The organism is Chimaeribacter californicus (assembly GCF_002858675.1).
Classification (GTDB): Bacteria; Pseudomonadota; Gammaproteobacteria; order Enterobacterales; family Enterobacteriaceae; genus Chimaeribacter; species Chimaeribacter californicus.
Genome location: NZ_PJZF01000008.1, coordinates 45,487 through 62,192, shown reverse-complemented (window position 1 = coordinate 62,192; position 16,706 = coordinate 45,487). Strand labels below are relative to the sequence as shown.

Genomic DNA, 16,706 nt, shown 5'->3' with positions numbered 1-16,706 from the left:
CCGCTGTACTAACGCTGAATCAGCGGTTGGACTTTATTATCAATAGCTTCCCGAGCGCGGAAGATGCGGGATCGCACCGTGCCTACCGGACACTCCATAATGGCGGCTATCTCTTCATAGCTCAGGCCATCCAGTTCCCGCAAAGTAATCGCCATGCGGAGATCTTCAGGGAGTGATTCAATAGTGCGGAAAACTATCTGTCGTAACTCCTCAGACAACATTAAATTCTCAGGGTTCGAAATTTCTTTCAATGCGCCTGCACTTTCAAAGTTTTCTGCATCGTTGGCATCAACGTCGCTGGCCGGTGGCCGGCGCCCTTGAGCGACCAGATAATTTTTAGCCGTGTTCACGGCGATACGGTATAACCAGGTGTAGAACGCACTGTCTCCCCGGAAGGACTCCAGCGCACGGTACGCTTTAATAAAAGATTCCTGTACCACATCCGGCACATCGCCCTGAGGTACATAGCGGGAAACGAGACTCGCCACTTTATGCTGGTAACGAATCACCAGTAAATTGAACGATTTTTGATCTCCCTTCTGGACCCGCTCAACCAGAACCTGATCCGTAAACTGCTCGCTCATCCGAGGTAAATTCTCCCCAAACCTGTCTCCACGCGTAAAATTGTACTGCCAGCCATCATCTTTTTTTCCTGAGCAAGCACCTGCTTGGAGTTTACACGGTACGCAGAGTTCCGCATTGTCTCTGTTTTTTCTGTTGGCACCTCAAGCACGTGGCTTTTGCCCAGGCAAGTAGGCTAACATGATTTTCACTCTTCTTCTGCACAACATCATACGCTATGTCATCTCCTTCTGAACATGTCAGCGACGTCCTGATTATCGGCAGTGGTGCGGCGGGGCTCTCCCTGGCGCTGCGTCTGGCAGAGCACTGCCGCGTTACCCTACTCAGTAAAGGCCCGCTTCGCGAAGGGGCGACACTCTATGCGCAAGGCGGCATTGCGGCCGTATTTGATGAGGCTGACAGCATTGCGTCGCACGTTGAGGACACCCTGGTGGCCGGGGCCGGATTATGTGACCGGCAGGCAGTAGAATTTATTGCCGGCAATGCCCGCCATTGTGTGCAATGGCTGATTGATCAGGGCGTCTGTTTTGATACCGAGTCGGATGCTGCCGGTGACGCACGCTATCACCTGACGCGCGAAGGTGGCCACAGCCACCGCCGCATCCTGCATGCGGCCGATGCCACCGGCAAGGCAGTAGAAACCACGCTGGTAGCGAAAGCAAGTTCCCACCCCAATATTTGCGTGCTGGAACGGCATAATGCCGTTGACCTGATCACTACCCGCAAAGCGGGCCTGGCCGGGCCGGAACGGGTGGTGGGAGCCTATGTCTGGAACCGTGACAGCGAGTCAGTGATGACGTTCCGCGCCGGGGCGGTGGTGCTGGCAACCGGTGGGGCGGCCAAGGTTTACCAATATACAACCAATCCCGACATTTCCTCCGGTGACGGCATCGCCATGGCCTGGCGTGCCGGCTGCCGGGTAGCCAACCTGGAATTTAACCAGTTTCACCCAACCTGCCTGTTCCACCCGCAGGCACGCAATTTTTTGCTGACGGAAGCCCTGCGCGGTGAAGGGGCCTACCTGACACGCCCTGACGGCACCCGTTTTATGCCGGAAATCGACCCGCGTGCCGAGCTGGCTCCGCGGGACATTGTGGCCCGCGCGATTGATCATGAGATGAAACGGCTGGGTGCCGACTGTATGTATCTCGACATCAGCCATAAGCCGGCAGAATTCATTCTCCAGCATTTCCCCACCATTCATGAAAAATTGCTGTCACTGGGAATTGACCTGACGCGAGAGCCGATCCCGATCGTGCCGGCCGCGCACTATACCTGTGGCGGGGTGATGGTCGACCATCAGGGGCGGACCGATCTCGACGGGCTGTATGCGATTGGTGAAGTGAGCTATACCGGGCTGCACGGGGCCAATCGCATGGCATCCAACTCGTTGCTGGAGTGTCTGGTGTATGGCTGGTCCGCTGCCGAAGATATTCTGGCGCGCCTGCCGCACACGCCGCTGCCGGACACCCTGCCCGCCTGGGATGAGAGCCTGGTGGACAATGCCGATGAACAGGTGGTGATCCAGCATAACTGGCATGAGCTGCGGCTGTTTATGTGGGACTACGTAGGCATTGTGCGCACCACCAAACGGCTGGAGCGTGCCTTGCGGCGCATCATACTGCTTCAGCAGGAAATAGAGGAATACTATGCGCGCTTCCGCATTTCCAACAACCTGCTGGAGTTGCGTAACTTAGTGATGGTCGCGGAGCTGATTGTCCGCAGCGCCCTGCTGCGCAAAGAGAGCCGCGGGCTGCATTATACCCTCGACTACCCGCAGCAGCAGGCCAGCCCCGTGCCGACGGTGCTTTGCCCGAAGGCGGCCGGTAACACTCCCGCTGAAGCCGTTAATAAAACAGATAGAAATCAGTAATCATCTGGCGGAAGGCCGCGCTGTAGCTGCCGTCTTCATCGCGCAATGCCAGCTCATCCTGATGCAACGTCACGGGCGAACGCGCCAGGGCCAGCAACATGCGATGCAAGGGTTTGCCCGGCCGGTCGCGGATCACTGTCCGCCGGGCCGGGTACCAGCCGTCAGCCTGCGCAGTGGCAATGAAGCGTTCGCCAATCTCATAGGGCAGGACGACGCAAAACTGGCCCCCCTCTTCCAGCAAGGCCGCCGCACAGGCGAGCAGCGCATCGTGGCTCAGCGTTTCGGTGTAACGCGCCTGGGTTCTTGCCGCATCCCGGCAAGCCACGGCCGGTTCAAAATAGGGCGGATTGCTGACAATCAGGGCGTAGCGGGCCACGTTTTCACGCGCAACCTGATGAATATCGTTTGCCAGCACCTTAATCCGGTCAGCCCAGGGTGACGCACCGGCATTTTCCCGCGCCTGTTCAGCGGCATCCGCATCCAGCTCTACTGCATCAATCTCACAGCCCGGTGAGGTACGTTGCGCCAGCATCAGCGCAATCAGGCCGCTACCGGTGCCGATATCCAGAATACGCCCGGCATTGTCCACCGGTGCCCAGGCACCAAGCAGCACGCCGTCGGTGCCGACTTTCATCGCACAGCGATCGTGGGCAACAAAAAATTGTTTAAAGGTAAAACCGTTGCGGCGCAAGGCGGGAGCGGGCGTTGATTCGGTAGTCACGGGTTCTTCCAGGTCAGATCCAGGGGCGTCTTTACCAGACGCAGCACGACAAAACCTGCGTAGCATAGGATAATCACTCACAGAGTAAAAGCGGCACCGGCGGCTTAAATAGGTGAAGAACGCGTCTAACCCGTCTATAATCAGCGCCCCACGTAGAGGTAGACCATGACAGCAACCACTTTTTCCGAACTCGATCTAGACGAACGCCTGCTCGCCGCCCTGCGCGACAAAGGCTATGACCGCCCCACCGCTATCCAGGCTGAGGCGATCCCGCCCGCTATGGATGGCCGTGACGTTCTGGGTTCGGCACCCACCGGCACCGGCAAAACCGCCGCGTTTCTGCTGCCGGTCATGCAGCATCTGCTGGATTTCCCGCGCCGGAAATCCGGCCCGCCGCGCATTTTGATTGTTACCCCGACCCGTGAGCTGGCCATGCAGGTAGCTGACCAGGCACGTGAGCTGGCGGCTCACGCGTCACTGGACATCGCCACCATTACCGGCGGTGTTGCGTATATGAACCACGCCGAAGTGTTCAGCGAGAATCAGGACATCGTGGTCGCGACCACCGGCCGCCTGCTGCAATATATTAAGGAAGAGAATTTCGACTGCCGCGCAGTGGAAACACTGATTCTGGATGAAGCAGACCGTATGCTGGACATGGGGTTCGCTGAGGACATCGAAAAAATCGCCGGTGAAACACGCTGGAGAAAGCAGACCATGCTGTTCTCCGCGACGCTGGAAGGCGACGCCATCCGCGACTTTGCTGAGCGCCTGCTGCAGGATCCGGTAGAAATTGAAGCCGACCCGTCACGCCGTGAACGCAAAAAGATCCTGCAATGGTACTACCGGGCCGATAACCTGGCGCATAAAACCGCCCTGCTCTGCCATCTGCTGAAACAACCGGATGTACAGAAGTCAATTGTGTTTGTGCGCACCCGTGACCGGGTACATGAGATGGTGACCTGGCTGCGTGAAGCCGGCATCAACTCCTGCTACCTCGAAGGCGAAATGGTGCAGGCCAAACGCAACGAGGCCGTAAAACGTATGACGGACGGGCGCGTCAATGTGCTGGTTGCCACTGATGTTGCGGCGCGCGGGCTGGACATTAATGATGTCAGCCATGTGTTCAACTTTGACCTGCCGCGCACGGCGGACACCTACCTGCACCGTATCGGCCGTACCGGCCGCGCGGGCCGCAAAGGGTGCGCCATCTCCCTGGTGGAAGCGCACGATCACCTGCTGCTGGGTAAAATCGGCCGTTATCTCAATGAGCCGCTGAAAGCGCGTGTGATTGATGAACTGCGCCCGACCAGTAAAGTGCCCAGCGAGAAAAGCAACGGTAAGCCGTCGAAAAAGGTGCTGGCGAAACGCGAGGCGGATAAAAAGCAGGCCAAAGCCAAGCCGAAAGTCAAAGTGCGCCAGCGCGATGCCAAGAATGTGGGTAAACGCCGTCAGCCAAAAGCGGCAACCGGTACGGCAGGCGAATAATACGTGGGATAGAGGAAGGGGAGCCATGGCTCCCCTTTTTTATGCTGTGTGCAGGGGTGAAAAGGGCCTTACAGGCTTTCGGTAAAGGTGCGGGCGATCACGTCGCGTTGCTGTTCCGGCGTCAGTGAGTTGAAACGCACGGCATAGCCGGAAACACGGATAGTCAGTTGCGGATATTTTTCCGGATGCTCAACCGCGTCCAGCAGCGTTTCGCGGCGCAGGACATTGACGTTCAGATGCTGACCACCCTCAACACGCACGGTCGGCTGCATATCAACCGGCACTTCACGATATTCAATCTGGCCTAATTCCCGCAGGGGAACAATTTGGTCTTCCTGATACGCCGCTTTGGCACACAGGCAGCGTGCTTCCTCTTTTTCACCGTCCAGCAGCCAGAAAGAGTTCACCAGCGCCGCATTATTGGCCTGAGTAATTTGGATACCTGTAATCATACTTTCCTCCATAGGGCAGTGGTATGCCACCCGAATGATTTACGGGCAGTTTCACTCGCGTAAAACCACCTCTTCTCATCCCTGTATACCAGTGCAAAAACTGTGCTTCTTTGATTAATATCAATAATTCTCTCTATGAGTCCTACCCCACTAAGGCAAGTTTTTGTTTTTAATCAAAATAGGCACATCAGCGATTTACATAAATTTTGTAAATTATCAATTAATTTTGAATTTATGGACGGGCTAACGCGTCGCCTTGCCATTTCAGCCGTTTTACTGGTAAGTGGATGCAGGTACTCTATAGTCATCAGATTATCTGTAAAAACAAAGGAGAGCGTGAATGCCCACCTCACTCACCTGGCATGACGTGATTGGTCAGGAAAAAGAGCAGCCCTATTTTCAGGAAACCCTGGCGTTTGTGGCTGCTGAACGCGCCGCAGGCAAGACCGTGTACCCGCCGCAGAAAGAGGTGTTCAACGCTTTCCGCTTCACCGAATTAAATGATGTGCGGGTCGTGATTCTGGGGCAGGACCCCTACCATGGGCCCAATCAGGCACATGGCCTGGCCTTTTCGGTGCGGCCGGGCGTTGCCGTGCCGCCTTCTTTGGTGAACATCTATAAAGAGCTGGAAAGCGACATCCCGGGCTTCAGCCGGCCGGCGCATGGCTGTTTGCAGAGTTGGGCCGGACAAGGGGTGATGCTGCTCAATACGGTGCTGACGGTGGAACGTGGGCAGGCGCATTCTCATGCCCGTCTGGGCTGGGAACGGTTTACAGACAGCGTGATTGCCGCCATCAATGAACACCGGGAAGGCGTGGTATTTTTGCTGTGGGGGTCACATGCCCAGAAGAAAGGGAGTTTTATTGATACCCAACGCCATCATGTGCTGAAAGCGCCGCACCCCTCACCGCTCTCAGCTCACCGCGGTTTTCTGGGTTGCCGCCATTTTTCTCAGACCAATGCGTTGCTGGAAAAACAGGGCCTGCCGCCTATCGACTGGACGCCGATTCTGCCGGACAACCTCGACTGACCTGCCATTAACGGCAATAAAAAAGGCACCCGCAGGTGCCTTTTTGGTCTCAATTACGCTTTCGCTTTCGAGACAGCCACCATGGCAGGACGTAACAGGCGGCCATTCAGCGTATAGCCTTTCTGCATCACCATCATGACATGGTTCGGTTCATGCTCATCGGACTCCATCAGGGTCATCGCCTGGTGCACTTCCGGGTTAAACGGCACATTGGTGTCACCGACCACTTCGATACCGAACTTACGCACAGAATCCAGCAGGGATTTCAGCGTCAGTTCCACACCTTCGATCATGGAGGCCAGCTCACTGTTGGATTTATCCGCCAGATCCAGTGCACGTTCCAGGTTATCAATGACCGGCAGCAGTTCGCCGGAGAATTTTTCCAGCGCAAATTTATGCGCTTTTTCGACGTCCAGTTCAGAACGACGACGGATATTCTCCGCTTCTGCCTTGGCGCGCAACAGGCTTTCACGCTCGTGTTGCTGTACTTCTTTCAACTGCGCTTCAAGCTCAGCAATACGTGCGTCACGCGGATCGACGTCGTCTGCCGTCTCGGCTCCCGCTTCCGCGTGCAGTTCCTGATCTTTTTCCATCTCATCCGAGACTTGCTCGTTTGCTGTGTTCTGTTCTTTACTACTCATGAAATTCTCCGCGTTTTAGCATTACACTTGCTAGTTCGCTTATTATGGGGATCAAAACCCGGGTTTCAAGGGAACCGTTCACAATGTGTGGGCCAAAACCCCATACTGAGGACCAGTGAGACAATGAGTAATAAATTTGAGCGTATCGGCATCGTCGGCCACCCGCGCCACCCCTCTGCCCTGGCCACGCATGAAATGCTGTACCACTGGCTGCGCGGCAAAGGCTATGACGTGATTCTTGAGCGTCAGGTTGCGCGTGAGCTGAAACTGGAGCATGCCGCGACCGGCACCCTGGCGGAGATCGGGCAACAGGCCGATCTGGCGGTGGTGGTAGGCGGTGACGGCAATATGCTCGGTGCCGCGCGCGTGCTGGCACGTTACGACATCAAAGTAATTGGCGTGAACCGCGGCAACCTCGGTTTTCTGACCGACCTCGACCCGGACAACGCCCAGCAGCAACTCGCCGATGTGCTGGAAGGCCACTATCTTGATGAACAGCGTTTCCTGCTGGAGGCACAGGTGAGGCGCGGCAACGATCATTGCCGGATCGGTACTGCGATTAATGAAGTGGTGCTGCACCCCGGCAAAGTGGCGCACATGATCGAATTCGAGGTCTACATTGATGACCGTTTCGCCTTTTCCCAGCGTTCAGACGGCCTGATTATCTCTACGCCCACCGGCTCTACCGCTTATTCGCTTTCCGGCGGCGGCCCGATCCTGACCCCGACGCTGGACGCCATCGCCCTGGTGCCGATGTTCCCGCATACCCTCTCTGCGCGCCCGTTGGTGATCAACAGCAGCAGCACGATTCATCTGAAATTTTCGCAGATCGGCAGCGATCTGGAGATCAGCTGCGACAGCCAGATTGCCCTGCCGATTCAGGAGGGTGAAGAGGTGATGATCCGCCGCAGCGCATTCCACCTGAATTTGATTCACCCTAAAGATTACAGCTATTTCAACACATTGAGCACTAAGCTTGGCTGGTCGAAAAAATTGTTCTGAAAAGCGCATTCCCCACTTTACTGGATATAATTCCAGATTATACTGTACGCAATTACAGCTCTGTAGTTATGTACAGGAAGGTGGCTATGCTGGCTCAACTCACTATCAGTAATTTTGCAATTGTCCGTGAGCTGGACATTGATTTTCAGACAGGAATGACCGCCATTACCGGTGAAACCGGGGCGGGTAAGTCGATTGCAATTGACGCGCTGGGCCTCTGCCTGGGGAGCCGCGCGGATGGCAGCATGGTACGTAACGGTGCGGCCCGCGCCGATCTCTGCGCCCGCTTTACGCTGGCCGATACCCCTTCCGCCCGTGACTGGCTGGCTGAAAACCAGCTGGATGAGGGCAATGAGTGCCTGTTGCGCCGTACTATCGGCGCGGATGGCCGGTCACGCGGCTTTATCAACGGCACACCGGTGCCTCTCTCCCAGCTGCGTGAACTGGGCCAGCATCTGATCCAGATCCACGGCCAGCACGCGCATCAACTGCTGCTGCGCCCGGAGCACCAAAAATCCTTACTGGATGCCTACGCTGACGAGCCGCTGTTACTCGCTTCTATGCGCCATGCCTATCAGGAATGGCACCAGAGCTGCCGCGCCCTGGCGCAGCATCAACAGCTGATGAGCGAGCGTGAGTCCCGTCGCCAGCTGCTGCACTATCAGCTGAAAGAGCTGAACGAATTCTCACCGGTCATGGGCGAATATGAGCAAATTGACAGTGAGTACAAACGCCTGGCCAACAGTGGTCAACTGCTCTCCCTGAGCCAGCAGACGCTCTATTTGTTGGCAGATGGCGATGACCAGAACATTCTCAGCCAGCTCTACACCGCCAAAAATCAGCTGAGTGAGCTGGCTGAACTTGACGAAAAAATGGGCGAGCTGCTTTCTATGCTGGAAGAGGCCTCTATCCAGATCAGTGAAGCCAGTGATGAGTTGCGTCATTACAGTGAGCGCCTGGATCTTGACCCGAACCGCTTGTATGAACTGGAACAACGCCTGTCACGGCAGCTCTCGCTGGCGCGTAAGCACCGTGTCTCCCCGGAAGAATTACCGCTGCTCTATCAGCAATTGCTGGACGAGCAACAGGCGCTGGACGATCAGGAGAACGACCAGGCAGAGCTGAGTGAAGCGGTAACCCGCCATCACCGTAAAGCGGCCGAGATTGCCGGCCAGTTGAGCGAAAAACGCCGCGCCTATGCTGACGAACTCACCACACTGATTACCCAGAGTATGCAGGCGCTCTCCATGCCGCACGGGAAATTCCTGATTAATATTACCTTTAATCCGGAGCACCTGAGCGCTGAAGGTGCAGACCATATTGAATTCCAGGTAACCACCAACCCCGGCCAGCCGTTGCAGGCGTTGGCTAAAGTCGCGTCCGGTGGTGAGCTCTCGCGTATTGCGTTGGCCATTCAGGTGATTACCGCACGGAAGATGGATACCCCGGCCCTGATTTTCGATGAAGTGGATGTGGGCATCAGTGGCCCGACAGCCGCGATTGTCGGCAAGCTGCTGCGCCAGTTAGGCGAATCAGCTCAGGTGATGTGTGTAACCCACCTTCCGCAGGTGGCAGGGTGTGGGCACCAGCACTATTTCGTCAGTAAACAGACCGATGGTGAAGCGACAGAAACCACGATGGTCCGGCTGGATAAACGCGCCCGCCTGCAAGAGCTGGCCCGTCTGCTGGGCGGCAGTGAGGTTACGCGCAATACGCTGGCGAATGCCAAAGAGTTGCTGGCTGCATAGAAAAGTTAACTTTTTTGCTTTCCTGTGGTCATACAGGGGCCCCGTAAAGGTTCCCAACTGCCGAAAGGTTTATTATCATCGGCATCTTATGCCCTAAAGGAATGTGATTACTATGCGCTGTAAATTGCTGACTGCCGCCGCTGTGGTCCTTGTTATGCTTACCGCAGGCTGTTCCACACTGGAAAAGGTGGTTTACCGGCCTGACATCAATCAGGGGAACTATTTGTCTCCCGCTGACGTAGCTAAGGTTCATACCGGTATGACTAAGCAGCAAGTGGCTTATGTTTTGGGTACGCCAATGCTGCAGGACCCGTTTGGGAACAACACCTGGTTCTATGTTTTCCGTCAGCAACCAGGGCATGAAGATGTCTCACAACAGACGTTGACACTGACCTTTGACAGCAACGGTGTGCTGACCAATATGGATAACAAAGCCACGCTGACAGGCCAGAAAGACTGACCGCACTCAGCCGGGTTATCGTGGTTGTCACACGCTGGAGATGATAAAAAAGGTGCCTTTTGGCACCTTATTTTTTGGCCCGCTCTGCACGCTGGCGGCGAAGTTCTTTAGGGTCGGCGATCAAAGGCCGGTAGATCTCTACCCGATCCCCCTCACTGACTTGATCTCCCAGTTTGACCGGCCGGCTATAGATGCCGACTTTATTGATGGTCAAATCTATCTCCGTGCGCTGCTCCAGAATACCGGACGCCATAATGGCCTGCTCAACGCTGCTGCCCTCTTCCAGGGTCACGCTGCGAAGATACTGACGCTCCGGCAGGGCATACACCACCTCAACACGGATATCAGGCACTGTAGACCTCTTTCGCGCGTTGCGTAAACGCCTGAACCATGCTGCCTGCCAACTCTTTAAAGACCCGGCCAAACGCCAGTTCAATCAGTTTGTTAGTAAACTCAAAATCCAGGTTAAACTCAATTTTACAGGCTTCCGGGCTTAACGGGATAAAATGCCAGCCTCCCATGAGCTTGCGGAAAGGCCCGTCAACTAACTGCATTTTAATGCTTTGGTTGCTGGCGAGCAGATTGCGTGTGGTAAAAGTTTTGCTGATGCCCGCTTTTGCGACGTCTACGGCCGCCATCATCTCGGTCGGTCCCTGAGCCAAAACCCGGCTACCGGTGCAGCCTGGCAAAAATTCCGGATAGGAATTAACATCGTTTACCAACTGGTACATTTGCTCAGCGCTGAAGGGCACCAACGCAGAACGGCTGATCTGAGGCATATCATTTCCTGTGTGTCATAAAACGTACAGATAATAACATTTATCTGCCCTGTGACAAAAAACTGCTTACCCTGAAAGGCTCAGATGAGCATAAAAAGGCTAAGCGCTTCTGGCTCAAGGGATTTCATTCGCCACACCATGCGGTATAATAACGACCACTATGACTAAGAAAAAAGCACATAAACCCGGTTCCGCGACCATTGCGATGAACAAGCGCGCCCGCCACGAATACTTCATTGAAGAAGAGATCGAGGCCGGTCTTGCGTTGCAAGGATGGGAAGTTAAATCGCTGCGTGCTGGTAAAGCCAACCTCAGTGACAGCTACGTCGTTTTCCGCGATGGCGAAGCGTTTCTGTTTGGTGCCACCATCACGCCGCTCAACGTTGCCTCCTCACATGTGGTGTGTGAACCTATGCGCACCCGTAAGTTGCTGCTCAACCGTAAAGAACTGAGTTCCCTGTTCGGCGCGGTCAGCCGTGATGGCTATACCATTGTGGCGCTCTCTCTTTACTGGAAAAATGCCTGGACGAAAATCAAAATCGGCCTGGCTAAAGGTAAAAAAGAGCATGACAAGCGTGAAGACACGCGCGCACGTGAATGGCAGCTAGACAAAGCACGCATCATGAAAAATGCAAACCGTTAAGTGACTGGCGTTGCATGGTAAAGTTCTGGTATACTTACCGATAGTACTTGGGGCTGATTCTGGATTCGACGGGATTTGCGAAACCCAAGGTGCATGCCGAGGTGCGGTAGGCCTCGCTAAAAAACCGCAAAAAAATAGTCGCAAACGACGAAAACTACGCTTTAGCAGCTTAATAACCTGCTGAGAGCCCTCTCTCCCTAGCCTCCGCTCTTAGGACGGGGATCAAGAGAGGTCAAACCCAAAAGAGATCGCGTGGAGACCTAGCTTGGGGTTGAAGCGCTAAAACTAATCAAGCTAGTTTGTTAGTGGCGTGTCCATCCGCAGCTGACAGGCGAATGTAAAGATTGGACTAAGCATGTAGTACCGACGGTGTAGTAATTTCGGACGGGGGTTCAAATCCCCCCAGCTCCACCACATTATGTTCCGGCACTGTCCGGGAAAGTCCTGAAAGCCCGCATCCCACTTAGGTTTGCGGGCTTTTTTGTGTCTGCCCTCTTCCGAGGACATCCGACTAAATCCGGTGATTATTGGTATACGGTAAGATGTATGCCAATAACGTATACCAATTCACGCAGGATAGCCCCGCATGGCAAGGATTACGCGCCTCTCACCAACACAGAAGTTCTTCGTTCCAAAGCCATTGATAAAGATTTGACGCTGCATGATGGCGACGGGTTTTTTATGGTTGTCAAAACTACCGGAAAAAAGCTTTGGCGTTTTCGCTATCAGCGGCCAGCTACAAAGCAGCGCACCATGATGGGCCTAGGCGCCTTCCCTGCCCTTTCACTGGCAGATGTCAGACGCCTGCGCGCTGATTACCTCTCATTGCTGGCTAATGGCATCGATCCGCAAATTCAAGCTGAAGTTGCAGAAGAACAGCAGCAAATCGCTCTGGACAGTATTTTTTCAACGGTCGCCGCTAACTGGTTCCAGCTCAAAAGTAAAAGCGTTACCCCTGATTACGCAAAAGACATTTGGCGTTCACTGGAGAAAGATGTATTCCCTGCCATCGGTGAGATCCTCGTTCAGCAAATCAAAGCTCGTACATTGGTTGAAGCGCTTGAGCCAATCAAAGCTCGTGGGGCGCTTGAGACTGTACGTCGACTGGTGCAGCGCATTAACGAGGTAATGATTTATGCCGTAAACACTGGTCTGATTGATGCCAATCCAGCATCAGGTGTTGGGATGGCTTTTGATAAGCCCAAAAAACAAAACATGCCGACGCTGCGACCAGAAGAATTACCGAAGCTGATGCGTTCTTTAGTCATGTCAAATCTGTTTGTTCCGACTCGTTGTCTCATTGAATGGCAACTCTTGACGCTTTTGCGCCCTTCTGAAGCCTCCAGTGCTCGTTGGAGAGATCGATCTTGATGCAAAGCTCTGGACTATTCCAGCCGAATGGATGAAGGCCAAACGAGAGCACATTGTTCCTTTATCACATCAGGCTTTAGATATTTTGGAAGTGATAAAGCCCATCAGTGCTCATCGTGAGCATATTTTTCCTGGCAGAAATGACCCTAAACAGCCAATCAATAGCCAAACGGCTAACGCAGCTTTAAAACGTATTGGTTTTGGCGGAAAACTAATTGCTCATGGCCTCCGCTCTAGCGCAAGTACTGCAATGAATGAAGCTGGTTTCAATGCGGATGTTATTGAAGCAGCTTTAGCTCACAGTGATAAAAATGAGGTTCGGAGAGCGTACAATAGATCTACATATTTAGAGCAAAGAATTGCACTCATGGATTAGTGGGGGGATAAAGTAAAAAGAATGTAATTAAAGGCGCCCTTTTAACGCGCCATTGCTCTTAACGCAAACAACATTTTTTATATTTTTTACCACTTCCACAAAAACATGGATCATTTCTACCTGGTCGTTTCGCTTGAGTCATAACACCACCAATATTAACTAAAGTATTTTGAAGTCGACTAGGAGTGATAATGCTTTCAATCTCAGCAGAATACCCCCATTCAAAATCCAACATAACCCCATAATTTACATCATATGTTTTTGGACTAACATGTATGCCAATCCATTTTTTACATTTAGTTATATACTTTCTTTTTATGCAATGTTCATGTAATTGCTTCTCCGCAACATCTTTATTATAGTAATTACAATGAACGGTAAAACCTGTATCCCCAACTACAGTTGAAAGATCATGATGCTTCTTGTCAATCGAAGAAAAAAATATCGTTTTCTTGGCGATTTGGTTAATACCTTCAATAGTATCACCATCCAAAGAAAGTAAAAGCAAACCTAATTCAATCGCCAATTTATGATTTTCAGATTCCAATGACTTAATAATTTTTCTAATAAAGCCATCCTGATGAAATGTTAGAATGCCATCAGGAGTACGTTTCCCAGTGATACCTCTCCTACGTGCTAACATCGCAATGTCGAGATCAGCACATATATCGTCATGCAACATGAACATGTCACATTCATTATCCATCCATAAATTCTGTTTTAGATGTAAAGAAAAGATAGTTAATTCATGAGAAGAAAAGATTCTCATGTTATATGTCGAACGACGATCAATGTAAGATAAAAAATACAGTGGCGTATTCAAGAACTCAGTCAGAACATCTAAAAGAAAAACATCCATTATAAATGGTGGGTAAATCTCATTTGTAATTGTGGTATTCAAGTACTGACGTACCTGAAAACTTAAAGATGGATAATTCTCAGATATAATTGGAACAATGTAACATCTAGATACTGAGGAGCTGAGATTAAATCGGTTGAAATTTTGATCAGCCAAACTTGCACCAGATACGATGAGTTGAGCACAGGAAAAACCTTGATCATAGGCGTCTTGTATAGCACTTTGAAAATCTTTTTGTATAGCGTTCCCATTTCCCTTTCGGGCTTCAATAGTTAATTTCTTAGATTTTGCCTGATAAATTATTACCGAATCAGAAAAGGACACTAATACATCAATTTCGCCTAGCGTTTCATTATTACCATTAACTATATATACATTTTTGAATACATTCTCAGCACCAAAAATCGGAGCCATCTTTCTATATACATAATCTTCTACAAATTGTCCTCTATGCTGTGCAGATATCGGCCTGTATTTTTTGTCATCATTCATCCAAAAGAATGGGGTTTCATATATTGCCTGAGCCAAGGAATAGGCAGAGAAACAGTAATATTTTTTTCCAGCACGTATTATTGGCCTAGCATTAAAAACATTAAAATCACTCATACCTTGAAAATTTACATTTGAAAGTTCATTTGATGAAAATAAATCAACAATAGTTCTTACTTTAACGTCATTTATGCCTGTTTCTGTTGCTATTTGATCAATTGGTAGTTCGTAAGCATTTAATACTTGATCATTAAGGATTCCTTGACCACGCCTCAAAAAATCATTAATTTTCCTCCCCATTATGAACTCTATGCATCGACCGACAGATACCATATCGACACATGTAAAACCCATGTTTTCTAAGAACCAAGAGTCATCTAAAGAATACTTTTCCTCCGCCATATCTAAATATTGAAAATCATAAGCAGATTCAGCCGCATAAAATATGCTCTCTTTTATCATCGCATTGTCGTAATCTCCATCCTTCTCAGCCGAATACATGGCTCTATGCAAAAGAGCCAAAGATGCATTCACATCTTCGCATAATTGCGGCAATACATCTTCACCGGGGTGATCTATATTTATTTCATACTTTAACAACAATCCTGCAACAGTTGAAATCTCAGTTCTTATTAATCGTTCTTTTTCGTAAAGATGTTGCATATCTTCAGAACCGAGCTCCTCCTCATAGGTGGTAATATTATTTATACAACTCAATAATGCCAAAACATGAATAAAACCATGAGATGTACACAGTGACTCCAGCTCGGAAAAGACTTCTGCCTCAGTTTTTTGCATTTTGTATATATCCTCTTACCCTTAGTATTATAAATTTCTTACTTCACCACATCATATGCTACTTTAATTCTTAATAAATTGATTCAATGTGCGCGCAATGCTACCCCCGCTTCGCCTGCCCGTTTTATGCATCGTTTTTTATGCAGTTGCATGACCGGGAAAAGCCATGCTGGGCATGGGCTGACAGGGTGTCTGGTGCGCTGCATTCTGCATGAAAATTCATGCACCTTATGCATGCATCGCTCTTTACATGCCGGGCTGGCCAGAAAAAGGGCATTGAAAGGACGAAAACAGGAGATAAAAAAGCCGCTGGTTTCAGCGGCCGTTATGGTCAGTGGAGGGTGCGAAAGGCTGAGCCGTAGCGTCCGAGCGTCTGCCGTTCTTTCACCGGCTCAGGAGTGACTGCAGGAAGCGGTCCGGGCTGCGGCGGCGCGGTGATGACCTTCGTGATGCTGTCGCTGATTTTGAACGTGCAGGAGCAGTCGAGATTGGTGCACTGGTGATAGCGCTCCTTCACCTGTTCGGACATATAGCGGCTCGATTTGGCGTGCGCCGGGCTTTTGCAGTACGGGCAGTGCATCATTGCTTTTTACCCTCCCTTATCCACGGACGGTGTACGTGGATGGCATCCCACGCCCTGTTGCGCTTAATCGGATTTGCATACAGCACCATATTCACGCCGGTGAGTGCCGGACGCCACAGGCCGATATTCTCCAGCACCGGCGCTTCGGTCAGCACTTTCTCTGGCAAAGCGGCCGCCGCGCGGGTCAGTGCGTTACCAATCAGCTCCGCCACGACCTGCATATCGCTGCGCTCGTCGTCGCGTGGATTGACCTTCTCACGCTGGAGCCGCAGGCGGATGGCCCACAACAGCGAAGGGCTGACGTTGCGTAGCGCCGACTGCCAGGTCGCGTCGGCAAACTCGTTGAACGCCAGCTTGTGCGCATAGACGTATTCCTTTCCCGTTCCACAGGCGTTAAGCATGAAGACCTGCTTATCCAGCTCCAGCTCGGCAATCAGCCCAGTAAACTCTTCCGCCAGCTCCCGGCTGGCAATGCGCTGGCTGTGCTCCGCCTTCAGCTCGTCGGTCAGGTTGCCGCGCAGGTTGCGAAAGCGCGTACGCCAGTTGGTTTCAGCTTCTTTTCCTGCCTCGGATAGCCGCTTCACGCTCCTTCTCGCAGCGGGTAATGTCGGCGCAGGTATTATTGTACTGTTTCATCTTCTCAAGATGCGCGGTACGGGCTTCTTCAAAGCTTTTCAGGGTACTGCTCATTTCTGTGGTGCTCATAGCGTTGTCTCTTCATCTGTAAAGGTTGTCGCTATTCTCTGTAAAGGTTGTCGCTATTCTGCTATTCACCACCGGACAAATCATTTCATTGCTGTCTGCCTGTCGC

17 protein-coding genes, 1 other RNA gene and 1 pseudogene are annotated in these 16,706 nt (G+C 51.9%); 9 read left to right on the top strand and 10 right to left on the bottom strand.

Going from position 1 to position 16,706, the window contains the following annotated elements:
* Window positions 1-8: 8 nt before the first annotated feature.
* Complete coding sequence (gene rpoE / locus CYR55_RS11135; protein ID WP_072930403.1) at window positions 9-584, bottom strand: RNA polymerase sigma factor RpoE; 576 nt, start codon at window positions 582-584, stop codon at window positions 9-11.
* 215 nt (window positions 585-799) lie between these two features.
* Here rpoE and nadB point away from each other — a divergent pair, with 215 nt between their 5' ends.
* A complete protein-coding gene (gene nadB, locus CYR55_RS11130; RefSeq protein WP_101816214.1) occupies window positions 800-2,455 on the top strand; it encodes an L-aspartate oxidase in 1,656 nt (551 codons plus the stop codon).
* Here nadB and trmN read toward each other — a convergent pair.
* Window positions 2,430-3,176, bottom strand: a complete 747-nt coding sequence (gene trmN / locus CYR55_RS11125) for a tRNA(1)(Val) (adenine(37)-N(6))-methyltransferase TrmN (RefSeq protein ID WP_241522135.1) — start codon at window positions 3,174-3,176, stop codon at window positions 2,430-2,432. The two genes, nadB and trmN, sit on opposite strands and share 26 nt — an antisense overlap.
* 165 nt (window positions 3,177-3,341) lie before the next feature.
* On the opposite strand from trmN, the gene srmB reads away from it, so the two are divergent.
* Window positions 3,342-4,664 (top strand): ATP-dependent RNA helicase SrmB, encoded by a 1,323-nt coding sequence (gene srmB, locus CYR55_RS11120; RefSeq protein WP_101816212.1) that lies wholly within the window; start codon window positions 3,342-3,344, stop codon window positions 4,662-4,664.
* A gap of 68 nt (window positions 4,665-4,732) precedes the next feature.
* On the opposite strand, the gene grcA is transcribed toward srmB, so the two are convergent.
* Window positions 4,733-5,116, bottom strand: coding sequence for an autonomous glycyl radical cofactor GrcA (gene grcA, locus CYR55_RS11115; RefSeq protein ID WP_101816211.1), 384 nt, complete (start codon window positions 5,114-5,116; stop codon window positions 4,733-4,735).
* A 340-nt stretch (window positions 5,117-5,456) separates the two neighbouring features.
* Here grcA and ung point away from each other — a divergent pair, with 340 nt between their 5' ends.
* Entirely contained in the window at window positions 5,457-6,146 is a 690-nt protein-coding gene (gene ung / locus CYR55_RS11110) for a uracil-DNA glycosylase (RefSeq protein WP_101816210.1), read from the top strand.
* A gap of 53 nt (window positions 6,147-6,199) precedes the next feature.
* Here the strand turns inward: ung and grpE are convergent, their stop codons facing one another.
* The gene (gene grpE / locus CYR55_RS11105) at window positions 6,200-6,787 is read right to left on the bottom strand and encodes a nucleotide exchange factor GrpE (RefSeq protein ID WP_101816209.1); all 588 of its coding nucleotides are present in this window, start codon (window positions 6,785-6,787) and stop codon (window positions 6,200-6,202) included.
* Between the two features lie 123 nt (window positions 6,788-6,910).
* Between grpE and nadK the strand changes: the two genes are divergently transcribed.
* The 3 genes from nadK (at window position 6,911) to bamE (ending at window position 9,997) form a co-directional block, all read left to right on the top strand.
* Window positions 6,911-7,789, top strand: a complete 879-nt coding sequence (gene nadK, locus CYR55_RS11100; protein ID WP_101816208.1) for an NAD(+) kinase — start codon at window positions 6,911-6,913, stop codon at window positions 7,787-7,789.
* Between the two features lie 86 nt (window positions 7,790-7,875).
* Window positions 7,876-9,537, top strand: a complete 1,662-nt coding sequence (recN, locus tag CYR55_RS11095; RefSeq protein ID WP_165699575.1) for a DNA repair protein RecN — start codon at window positions 7,876-7,878, stop codon at window positions 9,535-9,537.
* Between the two features lie 112 nt (window positions 9,538-9,649).
* Window positions 9,650-9,997, top strand: a complete 348-nt coding sequence (bamE, locus tag CYR55_RS11090) for an outer membrane protein assembly factor BamE (RefSeq protein WP_072930158.1) — start codon at window positions 9,650-9,652, stop codon at window positions 9,995-9,997.
* 67 nt (window positions 9,998-10,064) lie between these two features.
* On the opposite strand, the gene CYR55_RS11085 is transcribed toward bamE, so the two are convergent.
* Both CYR55_RS11085 and CYR55_RS11080 read right to left on the bottom strand, forming a co-directional pair.
* A complete protein-coding gene (locus CYR55_RS11085) occupies window positions 10,065-10,349 on the bottom strand; it encodes an RnfH family protein (protein ID WP_101816205.1) in 285 nt (94 codons plus the stop codon).
* Window positions 10,342-10,776 carry a type II toxin-antitoxin system RatA family toxin gene (locus CYR55_RS11080; RefSeq protein WP_101816204.1) on the bottom strand — a complete coding sequence of 145 codons (435 nt, stop codon included), beginning with the start codon at window positions 10,774-10,776 and terminating at the stop codon, window positions 10,342-10,344. Before CYR55_RS11080 ends, CYR55_RS11085 begins: the two co-directional genes overlap by 8 nt.
* A 160-nt stretch (window positions 10,777-10,936) precedes the next feature.
* Between CYR55_RS11080 and smpB the strand changes: the two genes are divergently transcribed.
* The 3 genes and pseudogenes from smpB to CYR55_RS11065 all read left to right on the top strand — a co-directional run bounded on the left by smpB (window position 10,937) and on the right by CYR55_RS11065 (window position 13,166).
* Entirely contained in the window at window positions 10,937-11,419 is a 483-nt protein-coding gene (gene smpB, locus CYR55_RS11075; protein WP_101816203.1) for an SsrA-binding protein SmpB, read from the top strand.
* 49 nt (window positions 11,420-11,468) lie between these two features.
* Window positions 11,469-11,833, top strand: a transfer-messenger RNA (tmRNA) gene (gene ssrA, locus CYR55_RS11070).
* 132 nt (window positions 11,834-11,965) lie between these two features.
* Window positions 11,966-13,166, top strand: a pseudogene (locus CYR55_RS11065) (integrase domain-containing protein).
* 58 nt (window positions 13,167-13,224) lie between these two features.
* Here CYR55_RS11065 and CYR55_RS11060 read toward each other — a convergent pair.
* The 4 genes from CYR55_RS11060 to CYR55_RS23985 form a co-directional block, all read right to left on the bottom strand.
* Complete coding sequence (locus CYR55_RS11060; protein ID WP_101816202.1) at window positions 13,225-15,312, bottom strand: YecA family protein; 2,088 nt, start codon at window positions 15,310-15,312, stop codon at window positions 13,225-13,227.
* Window positions 15,313-15,643: 331 nt separating this feature from the next.
* A complete protein-coding gene (locus tag CYR55_RS11055) occupies window positions 15,644-15,895 on the bottom strand; it encodes an ogr/Delta-like zinc finger family protein (RefSeq protein WP_101816201.1) in 252 nt (83 codons plus the stop codon).
* Window positions 15,892-16,479: a hypothetical protein gene (locus CYR55_RS11050; RefSeq protein WP_241522134.1), complete on the bottom strand. Its 588-nt coding sequence runs from the start codon at window positions 16,477-16,479 to the stop codon at window positions 15,892-15,894. The genes CYR55_RS11055 and CYR55_RS11050 overlap by 4 nt, the downstream gene beginning before the upstream one ends.
* A complete protein-coding gene (locus CYR55_RS23985) occupies window positions 16,445-16,600 on the bottom strand; it encodes a hypothetical protein (protein WP_241522133.1) in 156 nt (51 codons plus the stop codon). Before CYR55_RS23985 ends, CYR55_RS11050 begins: the two co-directional genes overlap by 35 nt.
* Between the last annotated feature and the right edge of the window lie 106 nt (window positions 16,601-16,706).

Excerpts from the sequence above, each read along its gene's own strand:
- nadB (WP_101816214.1), top strand. The coding sequence starts at position 800 with ATGTCATCTCCTTCTGAACATGTCAGCGACGTCCTGATTATCGGCAGT.
- CYR55_RS11055 (WP_101816201.1), bottom strand. The coding sequence starts at position 15,895 with ATGATGCACTGCCCGTACTGCAAAAGCCCGGCGCACGCCAAATCGAGC.
- grcA (WP_101816211.1), bottom strand. The coding sequence starts at position 5,116 with ATGATTACAGGTATCCAAATTACTCAGGCCAATAATGCGGCGCTGGTG.
- CYR55_RS11060 (WP_101816202.1), bottom strand. The coding sequence starts at position 15,312 with ATGCAAAAAACTGAGGCAGAAGTCTTTTCCGAGCTGGAGTCACTGTGT.
- recN (WP_165699575.1), top strand. The coding sequence starts at position 7,876 with ATGCTGGCTCAACTCACTATCAGTAATTTTGCAATTGTCCGTGAGCTG.
- nadK (WP_101816208.1), top strand. The coding sequence starts at position 6,911 with ATGAGTAATAAATTTGAGCGTATCGGCATCGTCGGCCACCCGCGCCAC.
- ung (WP_101816210.1), top strand. The coding sequence starts at position 5,457 with ATGCCCACCTCACTCACCTGGCATGACGTGATTGGTCAGGAAAAAGAG.
- smpB (WP_101816203.1), top strand. The coding sequence starts at position 10,937 with ATGACTAAGAAAAAAGCACATAAACCCGGTTCCGCGACCATTGCGATG.
- srmB (WP_101816212.1), top strand. The coding sequence starts at position 3,342 with ATGACAGCAACCACTTTTTCCGAACTCGATCTAGACGAACGCCTGCTC.
- CYR55_RS23985 (WP_241522133.1), bottom strand. The coding sequence starts at position 16,600 with ATGAGCACCACAGAAATGAGCAGTACCCTGAAAAGCTTTGAAGAAGCC.
- bamE (WP_072930158.1), top strand. The coding sequence starts at position 9,650 with ATGCGCTGTAAATTGCTGACTGCCGCCGCTGTGGTCCTTGTTATGCTT.
- grpE (WP_101816209.1), bottom strand. The coding sequence starts at position 6,787 with ATGAGTAGTAAAGAACAGAACACAGCAAACGAGCAAGTCTCGGATGAG.
- CYR55_RS11080 (WP_101816204.1), bottom strand. The coding sequence starts at position 10,776 with ATGCCTCAGATCAGCCGTTCTGCGTTGGTGCCCTTCAGCGCTGAGCAA.
- rpoE (WP_072930403.1), bottom strand. The coding sequence starts at position 584 with ATGAGCGAGCAGTTTACGGATCAGGTTCTGGTTGAGCGGGTCCAGAAG.